Origin of the sequence: Pseudomonas sp. NFACC41-3, from assembly GCF_900109505.1 — a bacterium.
Lineage (GTDB): Bacteria > Pseudomonadota > Gammaproteobacteria > Pseudomonadales > Pseudomonadaceae > Aquipseudomonas > Aquipseudomonas chlororaphis.
Genome location: NZ_FOAE01000005.1, coordinates 211,110 through 231,824, shown reverse-complemented (window position 1 = coordinate 231,824; position 20,715 = coordinate 211,110). Strand labels below are relative to the sequence as shown.

Sequence of the window (20,715 nt, the reverse complement as noted above, 5' to 3'; positions counted from 1 at the left end):
CCGTTCTCCTGTGGGTTTTTATTGTTCTTGTTGACAGCAGATTAGTCCTGCTCGAATTATCCAGCTAATGGATATTCGGAATGGGCATTATTCATGAAGCTGAATTTGCGACGCCTGGATCTCAACCTGCTCTTGGTGTTCGACGCGCTGATGCAGGAGCAGAACCTGTCCCGCGCGGCGGTACGCCTGAACCTCAGCCAGCCGGCCGTGAGCAACGCCCTGGCGCGCCTGCGCAGCCAGCTCGACGAGCCGCTGTTCATCCGCACCGCGCGGGGCATGCAGCCGACGCCGCGGGCCCATGTGCTGCACGGTTCGGTGCGCCAGGCCCTGCGCCTGCTGCAGGAAGGCCTGGACCCTGGCAGCGAGTTCGACCCGGCGGCCTCCGACCAGACCTTTACCCTGTCGATGAACGACTACGCCCAGGCGCGCCTGTTGCCGGCGTTGTCACGCCGTTTGCAAAGCGCCGCGCCCAAGGTCCGCCTGGCGGTGCGCAGCGATGCCGCCGACTCCCTGCCGGCCTGGCTGACCACCGGGATGCTCGACCTGGCGGTGGACTACCTGTACTTCGACGATCCCGACCTCTGCTACCAGCCGCTGCTGGAAGAGCAACTGGTGGTGATCGGCCGTATCGACCACCCGGCCTTCGAGCCACAGCTCGGCCTCAAGGCCTATGAACAGAGCCAGCACGTGGCGATCCCGGACCGGGGCGGGCGCGGCTCGCCGCTGGAGATCGTCCTCGGTTCGGCCAAGGTCCAGCGCCATGTGCAGCTGTTCGTCCCGCATTACCTGAGCATTCCCTTGATCGTCGCCCAGTCGGATTTGCTGGGCACGGTGCCGCGGCGCCTGGCGGAGCACTTCTGCGCGCTGATGCCGATCCGCATCGCCGAGCTGCCCTTGGTGGCGCCGCCGGTGCAGGTCAGCCTGATCTGGCATCGCCAGCAGGAGCGGGGGCCGGGGCATCGCTGGCTGCGCGAGGAGATCATCGCCCTGGCCGCCCGGTTCGTGCAGCAGCCGGAGCTGTCCGGGCGCTGATGACAAAAAACCAACAAAAGATTAAGACGAGTCTGATTGGCACCGCGGACACCGCCTGTATCCTTTGGGGCCCGCTTGACGAGCAGCCGTGCTGACTCAGAGGCGCCAACCCATTGGAGATTGCATGCGTCACTCGATTCTGAACATTGCCCTGGCAGCCAGCTGCCTCTTTGGCCTGGCCGGGCAGACCGCCATGGCGGCGGTGGATGCCAGCCAGTACGTGGAACTCAAGGATGCCGTGCCGCAGGTCGTGCCCGGCAAGATCGAAGTGGTGGAACTGTTTTCCTACGGCTGCGGCCACTGCTACAACCTCGAAGCCTCGATCAACCCCTGGGCCGCCCAGCTTCCCGAAGACGTGAACTTCGTCAAGCTGCCGGCCATGTTCGGCGGGATCTGGGATGTCTACGGCCAGCTGTACCTGACCCTGGCGACCATGGACGCCAAGCCCGAGGTGCACCACGCGGTATTCGAGGCGATCCACGGCGGCAACCGCCTGAAAACCCCCGAGGCCATGGCCGAGCTGCTCAAAGGCCAGGGCATCGAGCCGGCGAAGTTCCTCGCCACCTACAACTCCTTCGCCGTGCAGGCCAAGGTGATGGACGCGAAAAAACGCACCGCGGCCTACCAGGCCACCGGCGTGCCCTCGCTGGTGGTGGACGGCAAGTACCGCTTCGGCATGACCAACGACGGCGCCAAGGGCCTGTTCGCGGTGGCGGACCAGTTGATCGCCCAGGTGCGGGCGGCAAAATAAGCCCTCGATCCCCTGGCCGCTGTCCAGCCGGCGAGGCTCGACAGCGGCCCAAGGGCATCGAGCGGCAGTCAAAAAGGGCATCGCTAGCGATGCCCCTCACAAGCGCGGTCAGTCCTTGATCCGCGGCGCCTGCGGATGCGGGCTCGGGAACGCCTGCTCATAAGCGCGGCACAGGCGCAGCACCTGATCATCGGCAAACCGCGCCCCCACCACCTGCAGGCCCACCGGCAAGCCGTCCTCGGCGAAGCCGCACGGCACCGACGCGGCCGGTTGCTGGGTGAGGTTGAAGGGGTAGCTGAAGGGCGTCCATTCCATCCATTCGCCCAGGCCGGAACCCGGCGGCACGTTGTGCCCGGCGGCGAAGGCGGTGAGCGGCAGCATGGGCGAGACCAGCAGGTCGTAGCGCCTGTGGAACCCGGCCATGTGCGCCACCAGCGCCGCGCGGGCTTCCAGGGCCAGGGTGTAGTCGTGAAGGCTGATGCCTTGGCCCTGCCGGGCAATGCGCAGCAGGCCCGGGTCGAGCTGCTGGCGTTGCTCCTGGCTCAGTTGCCCGGCCAGCCGCGCGGCGCCGGCGAACCACAGGGTATTGAACAGTTCCAGCGGGTCGCTGAACCCCGGGTCGACCTGCTCGACGTCGGCGCCCAGTTGCGCCAGGCGTTCCACCGCCCGGGCCACCACCCGTGCTACCTGTGGTTGCACCTTCACGTAGCCGAAATCGGCGCTGTAGGCGATACGCAGGCCTTTGAGATCAGTGCTCTGCGGCAACCAGGGCGTGCTGCGTGGGGCCCCGGCAAGGCCGTCGCGGGCATCCGGGCGGGCGACGGTTTGCAGCATCAGCACCGCATCGTCGACGGTGCGGGTCATCGGCCCCAGGTGCGAGAGGATAGTCATGGCGCTGGCCGGCCACTGCGGCACGTAGCCGAAGGTCGGCTTGATCCCGAAGGTGCCGGTGAAGGCGCAGGGAATGCGGATCGAACCACCGGCATCGCTGCCCTGGTGCAGCACGCCGAGGTTCAGCGCGGCCGCGGCGGCCGCGCCGCCGGAGGAACCGCCGGCGGTGGTGCGGGTGTCCCAGGGGTTGCGGGTGATGCCGTACAGCGGGTTGTCGGTCACGCCTTTCCAGCCGAATTCCGGGGTGGTGGTCTTGCCCAGCAGCACCGCGCCGGCGTTGCGCATAAAGGCCGGGAAGGGCGCATCGACGTCCCAGGGGCCGCTGGCGGAGGTGGTTTTCGAGCCCTTGCGGGTGGGCATGCCACGGGTCAAGGTCAGGTCCTTGATCGAGGCCGGCACGCCGTCCAGCGCACCGCAGGGCTGGCCCTTGAACCAGCGCTGCTCGGAGGCTTTTGCCGCGTCCAGCGCGCCTTGCGGGTCGACATGGCAATAGGCGTTGACCTGCGGGTTGAAGCGCTCGATGCGCGCCAGGGCGTCTTCGGTCGCTTCCACCGGCGACAGGCGTTTGTCACGGTAATGGGCGAGCAGTTCGACGCCGCTCATCTCGGCGATTTCGCGGTGTCGGGTCATGCCGTCGCTCCTGCTTGCGCCGCGTTGACCATGGCCCGCAGCAACACGGCGCAACCGTCGGCCAGGTCCTGGGGCGCGGCGTTTTCGATTTCGTTGTGGCTGATGCCGCCTTCGCAGGGCACGAAGATCATTCCGGCCGGGCCCAGCTCGGCGATGAAGATCGCGTCGTGCCCGGCGCCGCTGACGATGTCCATATGGCTCAGGCCCAGCTGTTCGGCGCCCTGGCGTACCGCGGCGACGCAGGCGGGGTCGAAGTCCAGTGGCGGGAAATCGGCGGTGGGGGTCAGCTCGAAGCCCAGGCCGTGCTGCTGGCAGGTGTCCTCGATCACCTGGCGCACCTCGTCGACCATGGTTTGCAGTTTGTCGGCATGCAGGTGGCGCAGGTCGAGGGTCATCTGCACCTGGCCGGGAATCACGTTGCGCGAGCCCGGGTGCAGGCTCAGGCAGCCGACCGTGCCACAGGCGTGGGGCTGTTGCTCGTGGGCGATGCGGTTGACCGCGCTGACCACCTGGGCGGCGCCCACCAGGGCGTCCTTGCGCAGGTGCATCGGCGTCGGCCCGGCATGGGCCTCGACCCCGGTCAGGGTCAGGTCGAACCACTTCTGGCCGAGGCAGCCCATGACCACGCCTATGGTGGTCTGGCGGTCTTCCAGCACCGGGCCCTGTTCGATGTGCGCCTCGAAATACGCGCCCACCGGATGGCCGAGCACCGCCCGCGAGCCGGCATAACCGATGCGCCGCAACTCGCTGCCCACCGACAGCCCCTGTTCGTCCTGCTTGCGCAGGGTGTCGTCGAGGTCGAACTTACCGGCGAACACCCCGGAGCCCATCATGCACGGCGGGAAGCGCGAGCCTTCTTCGTTGGTCCAGACCACCACCTCGAGCGGCGCCTCGGTCTGCAGGCCGAGGTCGTTGAGGGTGCGGATCACCTCCAGGCCGGCCATCACCCCGTAGCAACCGTCGAACTTGCCGCCGGTGGGCTGGGTGTCGATATGGCTGCCGGTCATTACTGGCGGCAGCTGCGGGTTACGCCCGGCGCGGCGGGCGAAGATATTACCGATGCCGTCGATGCTGACGCTGCACCCGGCCTCTTCGCACCAGCGCACGAACAGGTCGCGGGCCTGGCGGTCGAGGTCGGTCAGGGCCAGGCGGCACACGCCGCCCTTGGCGGTGGCGCCCAGCTGCGCGAGGTCCATCAGCGATTGCCAGAGGCGTTCGCGGTTGACCAGCGGGGTGGCGTCTTGCAACGGGGGTACGGACACAATCGGACGGTTCATTTCACTCTCCCCTCAGGCGCTCAGGGCCAGGTAGCGGTTCTTGATGCTTGGGTCGGCGCGAAAGTCCGCGGCGCTGCCCTGGTAGACCACGCGCCCCTGTTCGAGGACGTAATGGCGGTCGGCGAGCTTGTCGCAGACCATCAGGTTCTGTTCCACCAGCAGCACCGGCAGGCCGTCGTCCTTGATCTTGCGCAGGATCTTCACCAGCTCGTCGACGATCACCGGGGCCAGGCCTTCGGTGGGTTCGTCGAGAATCAGCAGCTTGGGATCGTTGAGCAGGGCACGGGCGATGGCGAGCATCTGCTGCTCGCCGCCGGACAGCGCGTGGCCGGCGTTTTTGCGCCGCTCCTTGAGGCGCGGGAACATGCCGTAGACATCCTCCAGCTGCCAGCGGCTGCTCTTGCGCTGGGCGATGCGCAGGTTTTCCTCGACGCTGAGCAGGCGGAAGATGCCGCGGTGTTCCGGCACCAGCGCCAGGCCCTGGCGGGCGATCTCGAAGATCTTCTTGCCCACCAGCTCCTGGCCGTTGAAGCGGATCTGCCCCTGGCGCGGGCAGATGATCCCGAGAATGCTGCGCAGGGTCGTGGTCTTGCCTGCGCCGTTGCGCCCCAGCAGGGTCACCAGCTCGCCGGCGTCGACCTGCAGTGAGACGCCTTCGAGGACGTGGCTCTTGTCGTAGTAGGAATGGATATTCTCGACGGTCAGCATCAGGCGGCTTCTCCCAGGTAGGCGCTGCGCACGCGCTCGTCGGCGCGGACGAATTGCGGTGTGCCCTCGACCAGGATCTGGCCGTGGCTCATGACGGTGATGCGTTGGCTGATGGACATGACGATGCTCATGTTGTGTTCGATCAGCAGCACCGTGTGGTCGCGGCCCAGGTCGCTGATCAGCTGGGTCATAATCGGGATGTCGTCGATGCCCATGCCGGAGGTCGGCTCGTCGAGCATCAGCAGTTTCGGTCTGGAGCAGATCGACATGCCGACTTCCAGCACCCGCTGCTGGCCGTGGGACAGTTCGCCGGCGAGGGTGTCGGCGCGTGCCGTCAGTTGCAGGCGTTCGAGCACCTGGTCGGCCATCTCCAGATGTTCGCGGCGGCTGTCGACGTGGCGCCAGAAGTTCAGCGCCGCCAGGCCATCGCGGCCCTGGGCGGCCAGGCGCAGGTTTTCCCGCACGCTGAGGTTCTGGAACAGGCTGGTCAGTTGGAACGAACGGGCCATGCCCAGGCCGACCCGGCCGTGGGCCGGTTTCTTGATGATGTTCTTGCCGTTGAACAGGATCGCCCCGGCGGTGGCCTGGCGTTCGCCGGTCAGGCAGTGGAACAGGCTGGTCTTGCCGGCGCCGTTGGGGCCGATGATGGTGTGGATGGTGCCGGCCTCGACCTTCAGGTTGACGCCGTTGACCGCGTGGAAGGCGCCATAGGCCAGCTCCAGGTCCTGGGTTTGCAGCAGGTACTGCGTCATGACAGTTTCTCCTCGGTCGGCAGGGCCGCCTTGCGTGGCCCCCGGATGCGTTCGAACAGGCTCGACAGGCCGCCCCACAAACCGCCACGCATGAACACCACCACCAGGATCAGGATGATCCCCAGCAGCATCAGCCAGCGTGGCCAGAGGTCGGACAGGAACTCGCCGAGCAGCACGATGGAACCGGCGCCCAGCAGGGAGCCGAACAGCGAGCCGGTGCCGCCGACTATGGTCATGATCAGGATGTTTTCCGACATCGCCAGGTCGATGTTCGACAGCGGTACGAAATGCAGGAGCATGGCGTACAGCGCCCCGGCGATCCCGGTGACCGCGCCGGACAGCATGAACACCAGGATCTTGAAGTGCCGGGTGTCGTAGCCGATGGCGGCGGCGCGGGTTTCGTTCTCGCGGATCGCCATCAGCGTGCTGCCGAACGGCGAGGCGATCACCCGGCGCGCGCCGATGAAGATCAGCAGGAACAGCACCGCGACAAAGGCGTAGAAGTAGCGCGCATCGCCGAGCGACAGCAGCACGGTGTCGCCGAGGCGGATCTCCGGGCGCGGCACGCTGAGCAGGCCGTTGTCGCCGCCGGTCCAGTCGCTCAGGGTGTAGGCGATGAAGTAGGCCATCTGGCTGAAGGCCAGGGTCAGCATCACGAAGTAGATGCCGGTGCGCCGGATCGCCAGGGCGCCCACCAGCAACGCCAGCAACGCGCCCACCAGGGCCGCGCCGAACAGGGCGCTGAACAGGCCCAGCTGCAGGTGGATCATCAGCAGCGCGGCGCAGTAGGCCCCGGCGCCGAAGAAGATGCCCTGGCCGAACGACAGCAGGCCGGTGTAGCCCAGCAGCAGGTTACAGGCCAGCGCCGCGAGGGCGAAGATCAGGATCTCGGTGGCCAGGGTCGCCGACGGCAGCACCAGCGGCAGGCCGATCAGTACCGCGACCACCAGCCACGGCAGGGCGCGCGACTGGGTCTTGGCGAACGGCAGGGGATTTTTCTCGCTCATGTTCATGCTCTCCCGAACAGGCCGTAGGGACGGACCAGAATCACCGCCGCCATGGCGCCGTAGATCATCAGGCTGGCGCCTTGCGGCCAGAGGGTGGTCATCAGGCTCTGCACCACACCCACCAGCAGGCCACCCACCAGCGCGCCGCTGAACGAGCCCATGCCGCCGATCACCACCACCACGAAGGCCACGCCGAGGATTTCCGGGCCGACAAAGGGCTGGGCGCCGCGCAATGGGGCGAACAGCACCCCGGCGATCCCGGCCAGGGCCACGCCGAGGGCGAAGGTCATGGAGAACAGGCGAAAGATGTTGGTGCCCAGCAGCGACACGGTCTCGGTGCTTTCGCTGCCGGCGCGCACCAGGGCGCCGAAGCGCGTGCGCTCCAGCAGCAGCCACAGCGCCAGCCCGACCAGCGCCGAGAAGACGATGAGGAACAGGCGGTAGTAGGGGTAGACGAAGTCGCCGACGATCAGCACGCCGCGCAGCAGTTCCGGCACCGCGACGCTTTTGCCGACGGGGCCCCAGATCAGCACGCTGGCTTCCTGGATGATCAGCGCGATGCCCAGGGTCACCAGGATCTGGAAGGTGTGGGGCAGGTGGTAGATGCGCTGGATCAATAATCGCTCGATGGCCCAGGCCAGGGCCGCGACCACCAGCGGCGCGACCAGCAGCGCCAGCCAGAAGCTGCCGGTGAGGCTGACGGCGGTGTAGCAGATGTAGGCCCCAAGCAGGAAGAACGCGCCGTGGGCGAAGTTGACGAAGTTCAGCAGGCCGAAAATGATCGTCAGGCCCACCGCGATCAGGAAGTAGATCATCCCCAGGCCGAGGCCGTTGAGGATCTGGAACAGGTAAAGATTGAGCATGCGGGTACCCTCGACAGGGGGCCGGCGACTGTCGTCGGGCGGCCCGCTGCCTCTAGCCAGCGATGAAAAGGTCGGTCGGGGTCAGGCCAGGTTGCAGCCGGTGGCGCCGACATCCGGGAACGAGCGCCCGGAGCTGAGCACTTCGGCCAGGTCGTCCTTGTCGCGCATGCTGGCCGTGGCCTTGCCCTGCAGCAGGTAGTAATCCTTGATCACCTGATGGTCGCCGGCACGGATGCTTTCCTCGCCGGTCGGTCCCTGGTATGTCAGGCCTTGCATGGCCTTGGCCACGGTTGCGCCGTCGAAGCTGCCGGTGGCGACTATGGTGTCGAGCATGATTTTGGTGCCGATGTAGTCGGCGGCCAGCGGGTAGGTGGGGTTGATGCCGTACCTGGCCTGGGTCAGCTTGACCAGCTCGCGGTTGAGCGGGGTGTCGACCTGGTGCCAGTACTGCGCGCCGAGGTAGATGCCTTCGAGCACGTCGCTGCCCAGTTCCTGGAACTGGTCGAGCCCGGCGGACCACACCAGCAGCACTTTCATGCGTTCCTTGATGCCGAAGTTGACCGCCTGGCGCAGGGCGTTGGAGGACTGGCTGCCGAAGTTGAGCAGCACCAGCACGTCGGGCTGGGCGGCGATGGCGTTGGTCAGGTAGCCGGAGAATTCCTGCTCCTGCAACGAGTGGTAGCTGTTGCCGACGTGCTCGATGCCATGCTCGGCGCACACCTGTCTGGCGCCTTCCAGCAGTGCTTCGCCGAATACGTATTGCGGGGTGATGGTGTACCAGCGCTTGGCCTCGGGCAGGCGCTTGATCAGCGGCACCATGGTTTCGCGAATGGCGCCGTAGGTCGGCACCGACCAGCGAAAGGTCGAGGCATTGCAGTCCTTGCCGGTGACTTCGTCGGCGCCCACCGGGGTCATGAACACGCCGTTGACCTTGCCCACCTCCTTGGCCACCGCCAGCGCCGAAGACGACAGGGTGCAGCCCTGGAAGAATCGCGCGCCGTCCTGGGCAATCGCCTCCTGCACCTTGCGCACCGCCTTGCCGGCGTTGCCTTCGGTGTCGATCACCTTGTAGTTCAGCGGGCGGCCGAGCAGGGTCGGGTACTGTTCCACTGCCAGGCGCGAGCCCATGTCGGCGAACTTGCCGTAGCTGGCGAAGGCTCCGGACATCGACTTGAGCCCGTAGAAGGTAAAGGGTTCGGCGGCAAAGGCGTTGCGCACCCCCAGCGGAAGGCTGAGGCCTGCGGCAACGGTCAGACTGGCTTTCAACAACGTACGACGCTGCATGGGGTAACTCCCTGGTTTAGTTATTGGCAGGAGTGGCAATGGCAAAACGGCGCAGCAGCCTGTGTTCAGGCTTTGTTATTGGCGAAGCGGCGTGTGGCGGGTACGGCGGTTATCAATGGTGGTGGTCGAACTCCAGCAGGAAGTGTTGGGTGACCTCGCCCTCGAGGGCGCTCATATGGTGTTCGGCGTCGCACATGTGCTCGTGCATCAGCTGGCGTACCGCGGTTTCGTCCTCGGCTTTGAAGGCCAGCAACAGGCGCTTGTGGTAATCGAGGTTGGCGGCGTCGAACTGCTTGCGCTTGGGCTTGTAGGCTTTCTTCAGCACCACCAGGTCGCGCAGCAGGTCGTTGAGGAACTGCGCCATGAAACTCAGCAGCGGGTTGGGGCAGGCGCGGCCCAGCAGGTTGTGGAACTCCAGCTCGGCGATGCGCTGTTCGCGCTGGCCGGCCTCGCTGTCTTCCGGGGCGCTGCAGAAGTCGATATTGGCCTGCAGCGCCGCAAAATCGTCAGCGCTCAGGCGGCCGATCACCGACACCGCCAGCTCCACCTCGATGACCTTGCGCAACTGGTACACCTGCTCGCCGTCCATCTGCTGGAAGTGCAGGTAATTGCGCAGGGCGCGGCTCGCCGGTTCAGTGCCGGCCTGGTTCAGGTAGGCGCCGCCGCTGGGGCCGGTGCGGGTGTTGACCAGCCCTTCGACCTCCAGCGCCTTGAGCGCTTCGCGGGCCGAACCCTTGGAACACTGGAAGCTTTCCATCAATTCGCGCTCGGTCGGCAAGCGATCGCCGGGACGCAGGGCGTTGATCACAATGGAACGCTTGACCGACTCGACAATCACGTCGGAAAGCTTCTGGCGTTTGCGGCGAACAGGTCGTTTGAGCATGTTTTCGATTTATCGTATTAATGCGGATAAATAGTACTTAATAGGGCTGGGCCCGCTGCGTCAATCGTCCTGGGGGCGAGCTGTCGTTTTCGATGTGGGAGGGTCGTAATCAGAACCAGGATGAGTGGCGGCGAGGCGCTTGCCGAAGGTCCTCCATCCTGTGTCCAGCCACTAAGCTGATGGCAGGCCATGCGCTGCCATAGACGGGAGGAAATCATGATTCTGTGCAAACGTGCCTACGAGCCGGCGAGCGCCGACGACGGCTATCGGGTGCTGGTGGATCGCCTGTGGCCGCGCAACTGTCGCAAGGACCGATTGCCGCTGGACGAGTGGTTGAAAGACCTGGCGCCGTCCAGCGGATTGCGTCGCGCCTTCAAGACCGGCGAGCTGGATTTCGCCACCTTCCGCAGCCGTTACCGCCAGGAACTGGCGGCCCGCCCCGAGCATTGGTGGGCGTTGCTGGAACGCGCGCAAAAGGGTCGCTTGACCCTGGTGTATTCGGCCCACGATGAAGCGCACAACAATGCCCGGGTGCTGGCCGAGTGGCTGGAGGACGAGCTGGACCGGCAGGGCGAGGGCAGTTCGCCGGTCTGTTATGCGCATCTGTCGCCACCTGAATGAAGGCGCTGCGCTTCAGAGTTGCTTCAACATCACATAAGCCTCGCCGCCGCGTCGGTCGTGCATCAGCAGGAAGGTCTGGTTGTCGAGGGTGATTTTCGCCGGCAGGTGCTGCGCCACCGGGGTGCTGGAGAACTGCTCGGCCAGCTTGAGAAATTGCTCGGTCAGGGTCTTGTCCCGCTGCGACGGCGTGGTCACCGCGCATTGCTTGCCTTTCTGCACCTGGACCCCAAGGCTGTGGTCCGGCCTGAGCCCCATCCGCGCGTACCCGGCATCGTCCAGCCTGGCGATGCCATAGGCCTTGGCCGCGTTGTCGGCCCCGGCGAAGGAGGGCGCGGACTTCAGGCAGATATCGCGAAAGGCCAGCACGCCTTCGGCGATGGCTGCCGCTTCCTTGTCGATGACTTCGGGCGGGCTGGCGCAGCCGGCCAACAGGGCCAGGACCAGGCTCAAAGGGCTCAGGATCGCGCGGTTCATCGGACCTCCCAGGCATTCACGGGGCATGCTTATAGCCTAGCCAAGCTTCAGCCTGCGGGGGGGCCTGGGTGATGGGCGCCTCGCACCATGAAACATTTGTCATGGGCCGCCGGCGCCACCAGCCCCGACACTGGCTTTCACCTCCATGGCTCACGGACACCCCATGACGGCAGCAGCGGCGGCAAGCATCCTCGAAACGGTCGAAGGCCAGCGCCTCAATGGCGAGGCCTGCGAACCCTGGCGCGAGTGGGGGCCGTATCTGAGCGAGCGGCAGTGGGGCACGGTGCGCGAGGACTACAGCGCCGATGGCGATGCCTGGGCCTACTTTCCCCACGACCATGCGCGCAGCCGTGCCTACCGCTGGGGCGAGGACGGGCTGGCGGGGTTCTCCGACAAGGCCCAGCACTGGTGCCTGGGGCTGGCCCTGTGGAACGAGCGCGACAGCATTCTCAAGGAGCGCCTGTTCGGCCTGAACAACGCCGAAGGCAATCACGGCGAAGACGTCAAGGAGCTGTATTTCTACCTCGATGGCGTGCCCAGTCATGCCTATATGCGCATGCTCTACAAATACCCGCAGGCGGCCTTTCCCTATGAGGACCTGCTGCGGGAAAACGCCCGGCGCGGCCTGGACGATACCGAGTACGAGATCCTCGACACCGGGGTATTCGAGGACGATCGCTACTTCGACGTGACCGTGGAATACGCCAAGCACGCGGTCGACGACATCTTCATGCGGGTCACGGTGCACAACCGTTTTCATCAGCCGGCGCGTTTGCGGGTCTTGCCCCAGGTGTGGGCGCGCAATACCTGGAGCTGGGGCGGCGACTCGCGCAAGCCGAGCTTGCGCCTGGAGGGCGAGCAATTGCTGGCCCGGCATCCGCGGTGCTCGCCGATGCAGGTCAGCGCCTGGGGGCCGGAGCGTTGCGAGTGGCTGTTCTGCAACAACGAAACCAACTTCCCGAAGCTCGATGGCCTCGCCGCGCCCGGCCCGTTCAAGGACGGCATCAACGACTACTTGCTGGGAGGTTCCGCCAGCGCCATTGCCCGTGACGGCGGAACCCGCGCCGCCGCCCACTTCACCCTGGAGCTGGCCGGGCTGGAGAGCAAAAGCGTATACCTGCGTTTTGCTCCGACTGGCTCGCCCCAGGTCAGCGCCAGGCGCCTGTTCGAACAACGGCGGGCCGAGGCCGACGCGTTCTACGCCGCGCTGCAACAGGGCATCGCCGATGCCGACGCGCGCAATGTGCAGCGCCAGGCCCTGGCCGGGCTGCTGTGGTCCAAGCAACTCTACGATTTCGACGTCAACCGCTGGCTCGATGGCGACCCCGGCCAGCCCGCGCCGCCGGCGCCACACGCGCATCTGCGCAACAGCCATTGGCGGCACCTGGCGAACTTCGACATCGTGGCCATGCCCGACACTTGGGAATACCCCTGGTACGCCTCGTGGGACCTGGGTTTCCAGGCGGTGGCCCTGGCCTTGATCGATCCGGGCTTCGCCAAGCACCAGCTGTTGCTGCTGGTCAAAGACCGCTTCATGCATCCCAACGGGCAGTTGCCGGCCTACGAGTGGCGCTTCGACGACGCCAACCCGCCGGTGCATGCCTGGGCCAGCTGGCGGGTGTACCTGCGGGAAAAGGCCCTGACCGGCCAGGGCGACATGGACTTTCTCGAGCGGATCTTCCACAAGCTGCTGCTGAACTTCTCCTGGTGGGTCAACCGCAAGGACGCAGAAGGGCGCAACCTGTTCCAGGGCGGTTTCCTCGGCCTCGACAATATCGGCCTGTTCGACCGCTCGGCGCCCTTGCCGCCGGGCTACACCCTGGACCAGGCCGACGGTACCGCCTGGGTCGCGGCCTATGCCCTGGACCTGATGCGCATTGCCCTGGAACTGGCCAGGCGCAACCCGGTGTACGTGGATATCGCGGTGAAGTTCTTCGAGCACTTCCTGTACATCGCCGGGGCCATCAACCGGCTGGACAACGACGACACAAGGCTGTGGGACGAGCAGGACCGGTTCTTCTACGACGTGCTGCATCGCCCCGACGGTGGCAACGAACCGCTGCGCCTGCGCTCCATCGTCGGCCTGATGCCGCTGTTCGCCGTGCAGGTGCTGGAACAGCATGAACACGAATGCCTGCCGGGGCTGCGTGAGCGCTTGCTGGAGTTCATGCACCATCGGCCGGACCTGGCCAGCCTGGTGTCGCGCTGGAACGAACCGGGGCAGGGCAATCGCCTGTTGCTGGCACTGTTGCGTGGTGAACGCACCAAGGACCTGCTCAAGCGCATGCTCGACGAGGCGGAGTTTCTTTCCGACTTCGGCATTCGCTCACTGTCCAGAAACTTCGCCGAACAACCCTTTGCGCTGCAGGTCGACGGTCACCAACTGTGCGCCCGTTACGCGCCGGCCGATTCCGACTCACGGCTGTATGGCGGCAACTCCAACTGGCGCGGGCCGCTGTGGATGCCGATCAACTACATGCTGATCGAATCGCTGCGCGAGTTTCATCGCTACTACGCCGACAACTTCTCGGTGGAATACCCCAGCGGTTCCGGTTACCTGGCGTCCCTGGAGGAAGTCGCCGACAGCCTGAGCCAGCGCCTGACCCGCCTGTTCCTGCGCGACGAGGACGGACGACGCCCATCGATGTGCGCCTACGCGCAGTTGCAGGCCGATCCCCGGGACCGGGATCTGCTGCTGTTCCACGAGTACTTCCACGGCGACACCGGCCGCGGCCTGGGGGCCAGCCACCAGACCGGCTGGACGGCGCTGGTGGCGTTGTTGTTGCAGCCTGTAGCCGCTGCCGAGCCTGCGAGGCTGCGACAAGGCCTGCAGGGCCTTCAGCGGTCTTGAGAACGCTGCGCCCCTGCGGGTCGATCGCAGGCTGCGCCAGCGGCTACAGGGACGGGGGATCAGGCGCTCAAGGTATCTGGCTGCGGCACCGCCCAATCCTCGATCAACCGCTGCGGGGTGCAGCAGGTCTTGCGCTTGTAGACGAAGCCGGCGCATTTCTCGGCGAAGCCGTGGCGGTTCTGCACCATGTCCAGGTGCATCTGTTCCAGCTCGGCGTTGCGGCAGTGCTGCATCAGTTGCGGGTCGGCGTTGGCCTTGCGCTCGCGCAGGGCCTGGTATTTCGGTTCGGTCAGCACGGCGTTGGCCCGTTGCAGCAACCACAAGCCGAATTCGTCGGGGCAGCGCGGGCCGACTTCCTGGACCATGCCCATCTGCAGGGCCTGGAAGGCGTTGATCGGCAGGCACTCGTTGGTGAGTTTGTGCGCCATGGCGTGGCCGACGGCGCGGGGCAGGCTGTAGGTCCAGTATTCCGAACCGTACAGGCCCATGCTCTTGTAGTGCGGGTTGTAGACGGTATTGGCCCGGGCCAGCACCACGTCGGCCGCCAGCGCCAGCATCAGGCCGCCGGCCCCGGCATTGCCGGTTAGGCCGCTGACCACCAGCTGGCGGGCGCTGAGCAGCTCCTTGCAGACGTCGTCGATGGCCTGGATATTGTTCCAGGCTTCCAGGCCCGGCACCGGCGCGGCCTGGATCACGTTGAGGTGCACGCCGTTGCAGAACGCGCCACGCCCGCCCTTGATCAGCAGCACCTGGGTGTCCCGGGCCTTGGCCCATTGCAGCGCGCTGACCAGGCGCTGGCAGTGTTCGGTGCTCATGGCGCCGTTGTAGAACTCGAAGGTCAGCTCGCCGACGTGGCCCGACTCGCGGTAGCGGATCGGCTGGTAGGCCTCGTCGCTGAACGGCTCGCTGGCGACCGACCAGTCCAGGTGAGGGACGCCGTCCAGTTGGCCGGCCAGCACATGGCGGGCCGGCAGCTTGAAGTGTTCGGTGCCTGGCCGGGCCTTGCGCTTGAGGGAGCCGATCCACAGGCTGCGGTCGCCGCAGGCCACCAGCACGGCATCGTCGTGCACCGCCAGCAGTTCGCCGGGGATGCCGCTGCGGTTATCCAGGTGCGCGTCATACAGGTAGTACTGGCCGCCGGCGAGGCTGGCCAGGACCCCGGGCTGGCCATCGGCGGCGTCGATGCAGCGCTTGATGAAGGCGGCGCTGTCGTGCCAGCTGAAGCTGCGGTCGTCCTGTTTCATGTTCGGTTGCAGGCGGCCGCGCACTTGCGGCTGGCTGTAGTCCAGGGGCACAGGGACGAAGTCGCTGCCGAATTTTTCCACCACATCGCGGATGCAGTAGATCGCCGCGTCGGCCACCGGCCCGTTGTACAGCTCGGACTTGCGCACCTGCGCTGGCACCTTGAATTCCCAGGTGGACCAGACCGGCCCGGCGTCCATTTCTTCCACCGCCTGCAGGGCGGTGACGCCCCAGCGTTCGAGGTTGTTGCTGATGGCCCAGTCCAGGGCGCTGGCGCCGCGGTCGCCGACGATGCCCGGGTGAATGATGATCACCGGACGGGTCGGGTGGCGCCACAGCTGCTCGGGCACCCGGTCCTTGAGGAAGGGACAGATCACCAGGTCGGCGTCGGCCTGTTCGATCTGCCGGCAAACGTCTTCTTCGTTGGTGAACAGCACCACGCTGGGACGATGGCCGGACTGGCGCAGGTCCAGCCAGGCACGCTGGGTGAGACCGTTGAAGGCGGTGGACAGCAGAATGATCTTCAGCGATTGCATAGCGACTCTTCCTTGAGGATGAAGCGGGGCCGGCCGTTCCGAAAGCCGTCCCTGGCCGATGGAGGCGCCAGAGTAGTGGGGCTGCGCATGCGGTCTGCTGATCGAGATCAATCAAGTGTGTGGCGTGGTTTTTTGAGGCGCGGGATTGCCCGACTGAGGATTCAAGATTGCCGTCGATGGGCTGGAGGACGCAGGCGTCAGAACGACGTCGCTGAAACGACGAATCCCGCCGGAAGGCGGGATTCGTGGACAAGACAAGGGCTTCTCTGGGGAAGCGCTTACTTAGGCCGGGAACAGTTCGCTCAGCTTCATCGCCAGCATCATGTCGCCTTCGGCGCGCAGCTTGCCGCCCATGAAGGCCTGCATGCCGTCGGTTTCGCCGCTGACGATGCCTTGCAGGGTTTCGCCGTCCATTACCAGCGTGACCTGGGCGTCCGGGTTCTCGCCTTCCTTGAGCTCGCAGGTGCTGTCTTTGACGATCAGCGAGAAGTTCTTGGTGTCATCGATACGGAAACCGAAAACCAGGTCCAGGCCGGCAGCGGCAGCTGGGTTGAACTTGGCTTTCATGGCTTGTACGGCGTCGGCTACGGAGGTCATGGTTCGATCCTTTTATGGGTTGTTACAGCAAGGGTCACAGTGATCCGGACTCAGCGGAAAGTGATGAGTTCCGGGGCCTTCAACAGTTGCAGGTGGGCATGGCTGTTGAAGGAAGCCAGGGCAACCTCGCGACCGCGAAACTTCAGCAGGTTGAGCGAGGTATTGACGATTTGCCAATTCAGTTCGAAGGCCTGGGCGGCAGGCATCCGGGTAATCAGGTGGAGCAGGGCGGTGATGGTGCCGCCGGAGGTGAACACGGCGATTTTCTGAGTGTTGTCGGCCTGTTCCAGAATTCGCTGCAGGCCGGCCTGCACCCGTTCGACGAACCCCAGCCAACTTTCCAGGCCCGGTGGATCGTAGGTGCCGGCCAGCCAGCGGTCGATGATCAGGGCGAAGATTCTTTGGAACTCGGCGCGGTTCTGCGCGGCGTTGCGCAGGATGTCCAGGGCGTCGGGCTCCTCGGACAACATGGCGGGCAGCAGGGCGCGGATTACCGCGTCGGCATCGAATTCGTTGAACGCCGAATCGGTTTCCAGGATCGGCGTGGGCAGGCCCGCGGCGCTGAACTGCTGCAGGGCGGAATTGGCGGTGTGTTGCTGGCGACGCAGGTCGCCCGCCAGGCAGCGGTCGAAGTTCACGCCCAGTTCGACCAGGTGTTGACCGAGCACTTCGGCCTGGCGAATACCCGTGGTCGAGAGGACGTCGTAGTCGTCCGCACCGAAGGAGGCCTGGCCATGTCGAATCAGATAGATGCTGCCCACGTCCGCGTCATCCCGGTACGTTGAAAGTTTTGCGAGGTTATGAGGATGCCGGTGAGCTGTCAATGAAAAAACATACGCTTGTTTGAAATGCCCGTTAGAGCACGGTAACAGGAGGTTTCGCGACTGGCCGACGCCTGTCTGCGCCGGTATGCTGGAGCCATTCCGCCACGTGTTGGCAGTGATGCACGTCTTTAAGGAGTCCCTGTGGAGTTTCTCTCCGAGTACGCCAGTTTCCTGGCCAAAACCGTCACCCTGGTCATCGCCATCCTGGTGGTGCTGATCACCGCTGCCTCGCTGCGCAGCAAAGGCCGGCGCAAGGGCGCCGGGCAGTTGCATGTGAGCAAGCTCAACGATTTCTACAAGGGCCTGCGCGAGCGTCTGGAGCAGAGCCTGCTCGACAAGGACCAGCTCAAGGCACTGCGCAAGTCCGAGGCCAAGGCCGAAAAAAAACACAAGAAGCAGCACGAGGAAAAACCGCGGGTGTTCGTGCTGGATTTCAGCGGCGATATCAAGGCTTCGGCCACTGAGGGGCTGCGCCACGAAATCACCGCGCTGCTGAGCCTGGCCACGCCCAAGGATGAAGTGGTGCTGCGCCTGGAAAGCGCCGGCGGCATGGTGCACAGCTATGGGCTGGCCTCGTCGCAACTGGCGCGGATTCGCCAGGCCGGCGTGCCGTTGACGGTGTGCATCGACAAGGTCGCGGCCAGCGGCGGCTACATGATGGCGTGCATTGGCGAGAAGATCATCAGCGCGCCGTTCGCCATCCTCGGCTCGATCGGCGTGGTGGCGCAGTTGCCCAACGTCAACCGCCTGCTGAAAAAGCACGATATCGACTTCGAAGTGCTGACTGCCGGGGAATACAAACGCACCCTGACCGTGTTTGGCGAAAACACTGAAAAGGGCCGGGAGAAATTCCAGGAAGACCTGGATGTCACCCATCAGTTGTTCAAGAACTTCGTCTCCCGTTACCGGCCACAGCTGGTCATCGACGACGTGGCCACCGGTGAAGTCTGGCTGGGTGTCGCGGCGCAGGAGAAAAAACTGGTCGATGAGCTGAAAACCAGCGACGAATACCTGGCCGAGCGCGCCAAGAGCGCCGAGCTGTTCCACCTGCACTACGCCGAGCGCAAGAGCCTGCAGGAGCGGGTAGGGCTGGCGGCCAGCAATTCTGTCGACCGTGTGCTGCTGACCTGGTGGAGTCGCTTGACCCAGCAGCGTTTCTGGTAAGGGACACTGCGGGAACGAGTTTCTTCTGTAGGCGCGAGGCTTGCCCACGATCGCGGGCACCGCGTTAAAGATGCCGCGTTTAAAGATGACAGACACAAAAAAGCCCTGAACCGGTTTCCCGGTCCAGGGCTTTTTGTTGGCTCGGGCCTTAGCGGCGACGGAACAGCGGCAGCGGTTCGTCGGTGGCGGCCTGGTAGGTCACGGAGAAGTCCTTGAGGCTTTCCAGGGCTTCGTACGGGTCCTTGTCGGCGCGCAGGGCGTAGGCGTCGAACCCGCAGCGGCGCAGGTAGAACAGCTGGTCGCGCAGCACATCGCCGATCGCCCGCAGTTCGCCCTTGAAGCCGTAGCGGTCGCGCAGCAGGCGGGCGTTGGAGTAGTTGCGGCCGTCGGTGAAGGCCGGGAAGTTCAGGGCGATGACCTGGAAGTGCTGCACGTCATCGCCGATCTCCTCGGCTTCTTCATCGGCGTCCAGCCACACGCCCAGACCGCCGTCGCGGGCCTTGAGGGCGTGAGCGTGCTCGCGCCACAGGGCCAGCGGCACGATCAGGTCGTCGCAGTTGGAAATGCCGTCGAGGGTCGCGTCCTTGGGCAGCAGGTGCCAGGTTTCGTCGATGACCTCGTTGTTCTTAATGATTCGCTGCATAGACGCGCTCCTTGAAGAGGTCGATGCCAATACGTTGGTAGGTGTCGATGAAGCGCTCGTCTTCGGTACGTTGCTCCACGTACACGTCGATCAGCTTCGAGATCACGTCGGGCATGTCGTCCTGGGCGAAGGACGGACCGAGGATCTTGCCCAGACTGGCGTCGCGGCTGGCGCTGCCACCGAGGGAAACCTGATAGAACTCTTCGCCTTTCTTGTCCACCCCGAGGATGCCGATATGGCCCACGTGGTGGTGGCCGCAAGCGTTCATGCAGCCGGAGATGTTCAGGTCCAGCTCGCCGATGTCGAACAGGTAGTCCAGGTCGTCGAAACGGCGCTGGATGGATTCGGCGATCGGGATCGACTTGGCGTTGGCCAGGGAGCAGAAGTCGCCGCCCGGGCAGCAGATGATGTCGGTCAGCAGGCCGATGTTCGGCGTGGCGAAACCTTGTTCGCGCAGCTCGCCCCACAGGCTGAACAGCTGGCTCTGCTCGACGTCGGCGAGAATCACGTTCTGCTCGTGGGAGGTGCGCAGCTGGCCGAAGCTGTAGCGATCGGCCAGGTCGGCGATGCCGTCCAACTGCTTGTCGGTGACGTCGCCCGGGGCTACGCCCGTGGGTTTCAGCGACAGGGTCACGGCGACATAGCCCGGCTTCTTGTGGGCCAGGGTGTTGCGCGTGCGCCAGCGGGCGAAGCCCGGATATTGTTTGTCGAGTTCGGCCAGTTCGGCATCCTGGTTGACCAGGGCCTTGTAGTCCGGATCGACGAAGTGCTTGGCCACGCGATGCACTTCGGCTTCGGTCAGGGTGGTCTGGCCGCCGCGCAGGTGAGCCATTTCCGCTTCGACCTTCTCGGCGAACACCTCTGGGGTCAGGGCCTTGACCAGGATCTTGATCCGCGCCTTGTACTTGTTGTCACGCCGGCCGTAGCGGTTGTAGACCCGCAGGATGGCGTCGAGGTAGCTCAACAGGTCCTGCCACGGCAGGAACTCGTTGATGAAGGCGCCGACCACCGGGGTCCGGCCCAGGCCGCCACCGACCAGGACCCGGAAGCCCAGCTCGCCGGCGGCGTTGTGCACCGGCTCCAGGCCGATGTCGTGGACTTCGATGGCCGCGCGGTCCGAGGTCGAACCGTTGATGGCGATCTTGAACTTGCGCGGCAGGTAGGCGAATTCAGGGTGGAAGGTGGTCCACTGACGGACGATTTCACACCAGGGGCGCGGATCGATCAGCTCATCGGCGGCGACGCCGGCGAACTGGTCGGTGGTGACGTTGCGCAGGCAGTTGCCGCTGGTCTGGATGGCGTGCATCTGTACGGTTGCCAGCTCAGCCAGGATGTCCGGGATGTCTTCCAGCGCCGGCCAGTTGAACTGCACGTTCTGCCGGGTACTGATGTGGGCGTAGCCCTTGTCGTAGTCGCGAGCGATCTTGGCCATCATCCGTGCTTGGCGCGAAGTCAGCTGGCCATAAGGCACCGCCACCCGCAGCATCGGGGCAAAACGTTGGATATAGAGGCCATTCTGCAGGCGCAGAGGGCGGAATTCTTCTTCGCTCAGCTCGCCTGCCAGATAGCGCCGGGTCTGATCACGGAACTGCTTGACGCGGTCCTCGATGATCCGCTGATCGTACTCGTCGTATACGTACATATAGATCCTGTTCTCAGGCTTATCAGGTGACGCAGAGGCGGAT

Annotated in this window: 19 protein-coding genes; 5 read left to right on the top strand and 14 right to left on the bottom strand. The window is 65.1% G+C overall.

The features are described from left to right. The first annotated feature begins 93 nt into the window (after positions 1-93). Together BMY68_RS22625 and BMY68_RS22620 are read left to right on the top strand one after the other, a co-directional pair. On the top strand, positions 94-1,032 hold the full coding sequence (locus tag BMY68_RS22625; RefSeq protein ID WP_085534246.1) for a LysR family transcriptional regulator BsrA: 939 nt from the start codon (positions 94-96) through the stop codon (positions 1,030-1,032). 124 nt (positions 1,033-1,156) lie between these two features. Next, on the top strand, positions 1,157-1,783 hold the full coding sequence (locus BMY68_RS22620; RefSeq protein ID WP_062825614.1) for a thiol:disulfide interchange protein DsbA/DsbL: 627 nt from the start codon (positions 1,157-1,159) through the stop codon (positions 1,781-1,783). A 108-nt stretch (positions 1,784-1,891) separates the two neighbouring features. Here BMY68_RS22620 and BMY68_RS22615 read toward each other — a convergent pair whose 3' ends face one another. The 8 genes from BMY68_RS22615 to BMY68_RS22580 all read right to left on the bottom strand — a co-directional run bounded on the left by BMY68_RS22615 (position 1,892) and on the right by BMY68_RS22580 (position 10,078). Next, positions 1,892-3,304 carry an amidase gene (locus BMY68_RS22615; protein WP_085534247.1) on the bottom strand — a complete coding sequence of 471 codons (1,413 nt, stop codon included), beginning with the start codon at positions 3,302-3,304 and terminating at the stop codon, positions 1,892-1,894. Continuing rightward, entirely contained in the window at positions 3,301-4,581 is a 1,281-nt protein-coding gene (locus BMY68_RS22610) for a Zn-dependent hydrolase (RefSeq protein ID WP_085534249.1), read from the bottom strand. The genes BMY68_RS22615 and BMY68_RS22610 overlap by 4 nt, the downstream gene beginning before the upstream one ends. Positions 4,582-4,593: 12 nt before the next feature. Continuing rightward, entirely contained in the window at positions 4,594-5,289 is a 696-nt protein-coding gene (locus tag BMY68_RS22605) for an ABC transporter ATP-binding protein (RefSeq protein WP_007932342.1), read from the bottom strand. After that, positions 5,289-6,041 carry an ABC transporter ATP-binding protein gene (locus tag BMY68_RS22600; protein WP_085534251.1) on the bottom strand — a complete coding sequence of 251 codons (753 nt, stop codon included), beginning with the start codon at positions 6,039-6,041 and terminating at the stop codon, positions 5,289-5,291. The genes BMY68_RS22605 and BMY68_RS22600 overlap by 1 nt, the downstream gene beginning before the upstream one ends. Next, positions 6,038-7,048: a branched-chain amino acid ABC transporter permease gene (locus tag BMY68_RS22595; RefSeq protein WP_009044478.1), complete on the bottom strand. Its 1,011-nt coding sequence runs from the start codon at positions 7,046-7,048 to the stop codon at positions 6,038-6,040. Before BMY68_RS22595 ends, BMY68_RS22600 begins: the two co-directional genes overlap by 4 nt. 2 nt (positions 7,049-7,050) lie before the next feature. Beyond that, positions 7,051-7,911 carry a branched-chain amino acid ABC transporter permease gene (locus BMY68_RS22590; RefSeq protein WP_009044477.1) on the bottom strand — a complete coding sequence of 287 codons (861 nt, stop codon included), beginning with the start codon at positions 7,909-7,911 and terminating at the stop codon, positions 7,051-7,053. Between the two features lie 81 nt (positions 7,912-7,992). Then, positions 7,993-9,195: an ABC transporter substrate-binding protein gene (locus BMY68_RS22585; RefSeq protein WP_085534253.1), complete on the bottom strand. Its 1,203-nt coding sequence runs from the start codon at positions 9,193-9,195 to the stop codon at positions 7,993-7,995. Positions 9,196-9,307: 112 nt separating this feature from the next. After that, positions 9,308-10,078 carry a FadR/GntR family transcriptional regulator gene (locus BMY68_RS22580; protein WP_085534255.1) on the bottom strand — a complete coding sequence of 257 codons (771 nt, stop codon included), beginning with the start codon at positions 10,076-10,078 and terminating at the stop codon, positions 9,308-9,310. A gap of 216 nt (positions 10,079-10,294) precedes the next feature. Here BMY68_RS22580 and BMY68_RS22575 point away from each other — a divergent pair, with 216 nt between their 5' ends. Beyond that, a complete protein-coding gene (locus tag BMY68_RS22575) occupies positions 10,295-10,699 on the top strand; it encodes a DUF488 domain-containing protein (RefSeq protein WP_085534257.1) in 405 nt (134 codons plus the stop codon). Between the two features lie 12 nt (positions 10,700-10,711). On the opposite strand, the gene BMY68_RS22570 is transcribed toward BMY68_RS22575, so the two are convergent. Then, positions 10,712-11,173 (bottom strand): hypothetical protein, encoded by a 462-nt coding sequence (locus tag BMY68_RS22570; protein ID WP_085534259.1) that lies wholly within the window; start codon positions 11,171-11,173, stop codon positions 10,712-10,714. A 163-nt stretch (positions 11,174-11,336) separates the two neighbouring features. Here BMY68_RS22570 and BMY68_RS22565 point away from each other — a divergent pair, with 163 nt between their 5' ends. After that, positions 11,337-14,024: an MGH1-like glycoside hydrolase domain-containing protein gene (locus BMY68_RS22565; RefSeq protein ID WP_085534261.1), complete on the top strand. Its 2,688-nt coding sequence runs from the start codon at positions 11,337-11,339 to the stop codon at positions 14,022-14,024. A 59-nt stretch (positions 14,025-14,083) separates the two neighbouring features. On the opposite strand, the gene BMY68_RS22560 is transcribed toward BMY68_RS22565, so the two are convergent. The 3 genes from BMY68_RS22560 to BMY68_RS22550 all read right to left on the bottom strand — a co-directional run bounded on the left by BMY68_RS22560 (position 14,084) and on the right by BMY68_RS22550 (position 17,160). After that, entirely contained in the window at positions 14,084-15,802 is a 1,719-nt protein-coding gene (locus tag BMY68_RS22560; RefSeq protein WP_085534262.1) for a hydrogenase maturation protein, read from the bottom strand. Between the two features lie 282 nt (positions 15,803-16,084). Further along, positions 16,085-16,399 (bottom strand): SCP2 sterol-binding domain-containing protein, encoded by a 315-nt coding sequence (locus tag BMY68_RS22555; RefSeq protein WP_007921837.1) that lies wholly within the window; start codon positions 16,397-16,399, stop codon positions 16,085-16,087. 50 nt (positions 16,400-16,449) lie between these two features. Further along, entirely contained in the window at positions 16,450-17,160 is a 711-nt protein-coding gene (locus BMY68_RS22550) for a histidine phosphatase family protein (protein WP_085534264.1), read from the bottom strand. Positions 17,161-17,364: 204 nt separating this feature from the next. On the opposite strand from BMY68_RS22550, the gene sohB reads away from it, so the two are divergent. Then, positions 17,365-18,387, top strand: a complete 1,023-nt coding sequence (sohB, locus tag BMY68_RS22545; RefSeq protein WP_085534266.1) for a protease SohB — start codon at positions 17,365-17,367, stop codon at positions 18,385-18,387. A gap of 148 nt (positions 18,388-18,535) precedes the next feature. On the opposite strand, the gene BMY68_RS22540 is transcribed toward sohB, so the two are convergent. Together BMY68_RS22540 and BMY68_RS22535 are read right to left on the bottom strand one after the other, a co-directional pair. Further along, positions 18,536-19,030, bottom strand: a complete 495-nt coding sequence (locus BMY68_RS22540; protein WP_007921840.1) for a DUF934 domain-containing protein — start codon at positions 19,028-19,030, stop codon at positions 18,536-18,538. Next, positions 19,014-20,672: a nitrite/sulfite reductase gene (locus BMY68_RS22535; RefSeq protein WP_085534268.1), complete on the bottom strand. Its 1,659-nt coding sequence runs from the start codon at positions 20,670-20,672 to the stop codon at positions 19,014-19,016. Before BMY68_RS22535 ends, BMY68_RS22540 begins: the two co-directional genes overlap by 17 nt. Positions 20,673-20,715 lie beyond the last annotated feature (43 nt).

Coding starts and splice junctions, on each gene's coding strand:
- BMY68_RS22625 (WP_085534246.1), top strand. CDS start 94: ATGAAGCTGAATTTGCGACGCCTGGATCTCAACCTGCTCTTGGTGTTC.
- BMY68_RS22620 (WP_062825614.1), top strand. CDS start 1,157: ATGCGTCACTCGATTCTGAACATTGCCCTGGCAGCCAGCTGCCTCTTT.
- BMY68_RS22615 (WP_085534247.1), bottom strand. CDS start 3,304: ATGACCCGACACCGCGAAATCGCCGAGATGAGCGGCGTCGAACTGCTC.
- BMY68_RS22610 (WP_085534249.1), bottom strand. CDS start 4,581: ATGAACCGTCCGATTGTGTCCGTACCCCCGTTGCAAGACGCCACCCCG.
- BMY68_RS22605 (WP_007932342.1), bottom strand. CDS start 5,289: ATGCTGACCGTCGAGAATATCCATTCCTACTACGACAAGAGCCACGTC.
- BMY68_RS22600 (WP_085534251.1), bottom strand. CDS start 6,041: ATGACGCAGTACCTGCTGCAAACCCAGGACCTGGAGCTGGCCTATGGC.
- BMY68_RS22595 (WP_009044478.1), bottom strand. CDS start 7,048: ATGAGCGAGAAAAATCCCCTGCCGTTCGCCAAGACCCAGTCGCGCGCC.
- BMY68_RS22590 (WP_009044477.1), bottom strand. CDS start 7,911: ATGCTCAATCTTTACCTGTTCCAGATCCTCAACGGCCTCGGCCTGGGG.
- BMY68_RS22585 (WP_085534253.1), bottom strand. CDS start 9,195: ATGCAGCGTCGTACGTTGTTGAAAGCCAGTCTGACCGTTGCCGCAGGC.
- BMY68_RS22580 (WP_085534255.1), bottom strand. CDS start 10,078: ATGCTCAAACGACCTGTTCGCCGCAAACGCCAGAAGCTTTCCGACGTG.
- BMY68_RS22575 (WP_085534257.1), top strand. CDS start 10,295: ATGATTCTGTGCAAACGTGCCTACGAGCCGGCGAGCGCCGACGACGGC.
- BMY68_RS22570 (WP_085534259.1), bottom strand. CDS start 11,173: ATGAACCGCGCGATCCTGAGCCCTTTGAGCCTGGTCCTGGCCCTGTTG.
- BMY68_RS22565 (WP_085534261.1), top strand. CDS start 11,337: ATGACGGCAGCAGCGGCGGCAAGCATCCTCGAAACGGTCGAAGGCCAG.
- BMY68_RS22560 (WP_085534262.1), bottom strand. CDS start 15,802: ATGCAATCGCTGAAGATCATTCTGCTGTCCACCGCCTTCAACGGTCTC.
- BMY68_RS22555 (WP_007921837.1), bottom strand. CDS start 16,399: ATGACCTCCGTAGCCGACGCCGTACAAGCCATGAAAGCCAAGTTCAAC.
- BMY68_RS22540 (WP_007921840.1), bottom strand. CDS start 19,030: ATGCAGCGAATCATTAAGAACAACGAGGTCATCGACGAAACCTGGCAC.
- BMY68_RS22535 (WP_085534268.1), bottom strand. CDS start 20,672: ATGTACGTATACGACGAGTACGATCAGCGGATCATCGAGGACCGCGTC.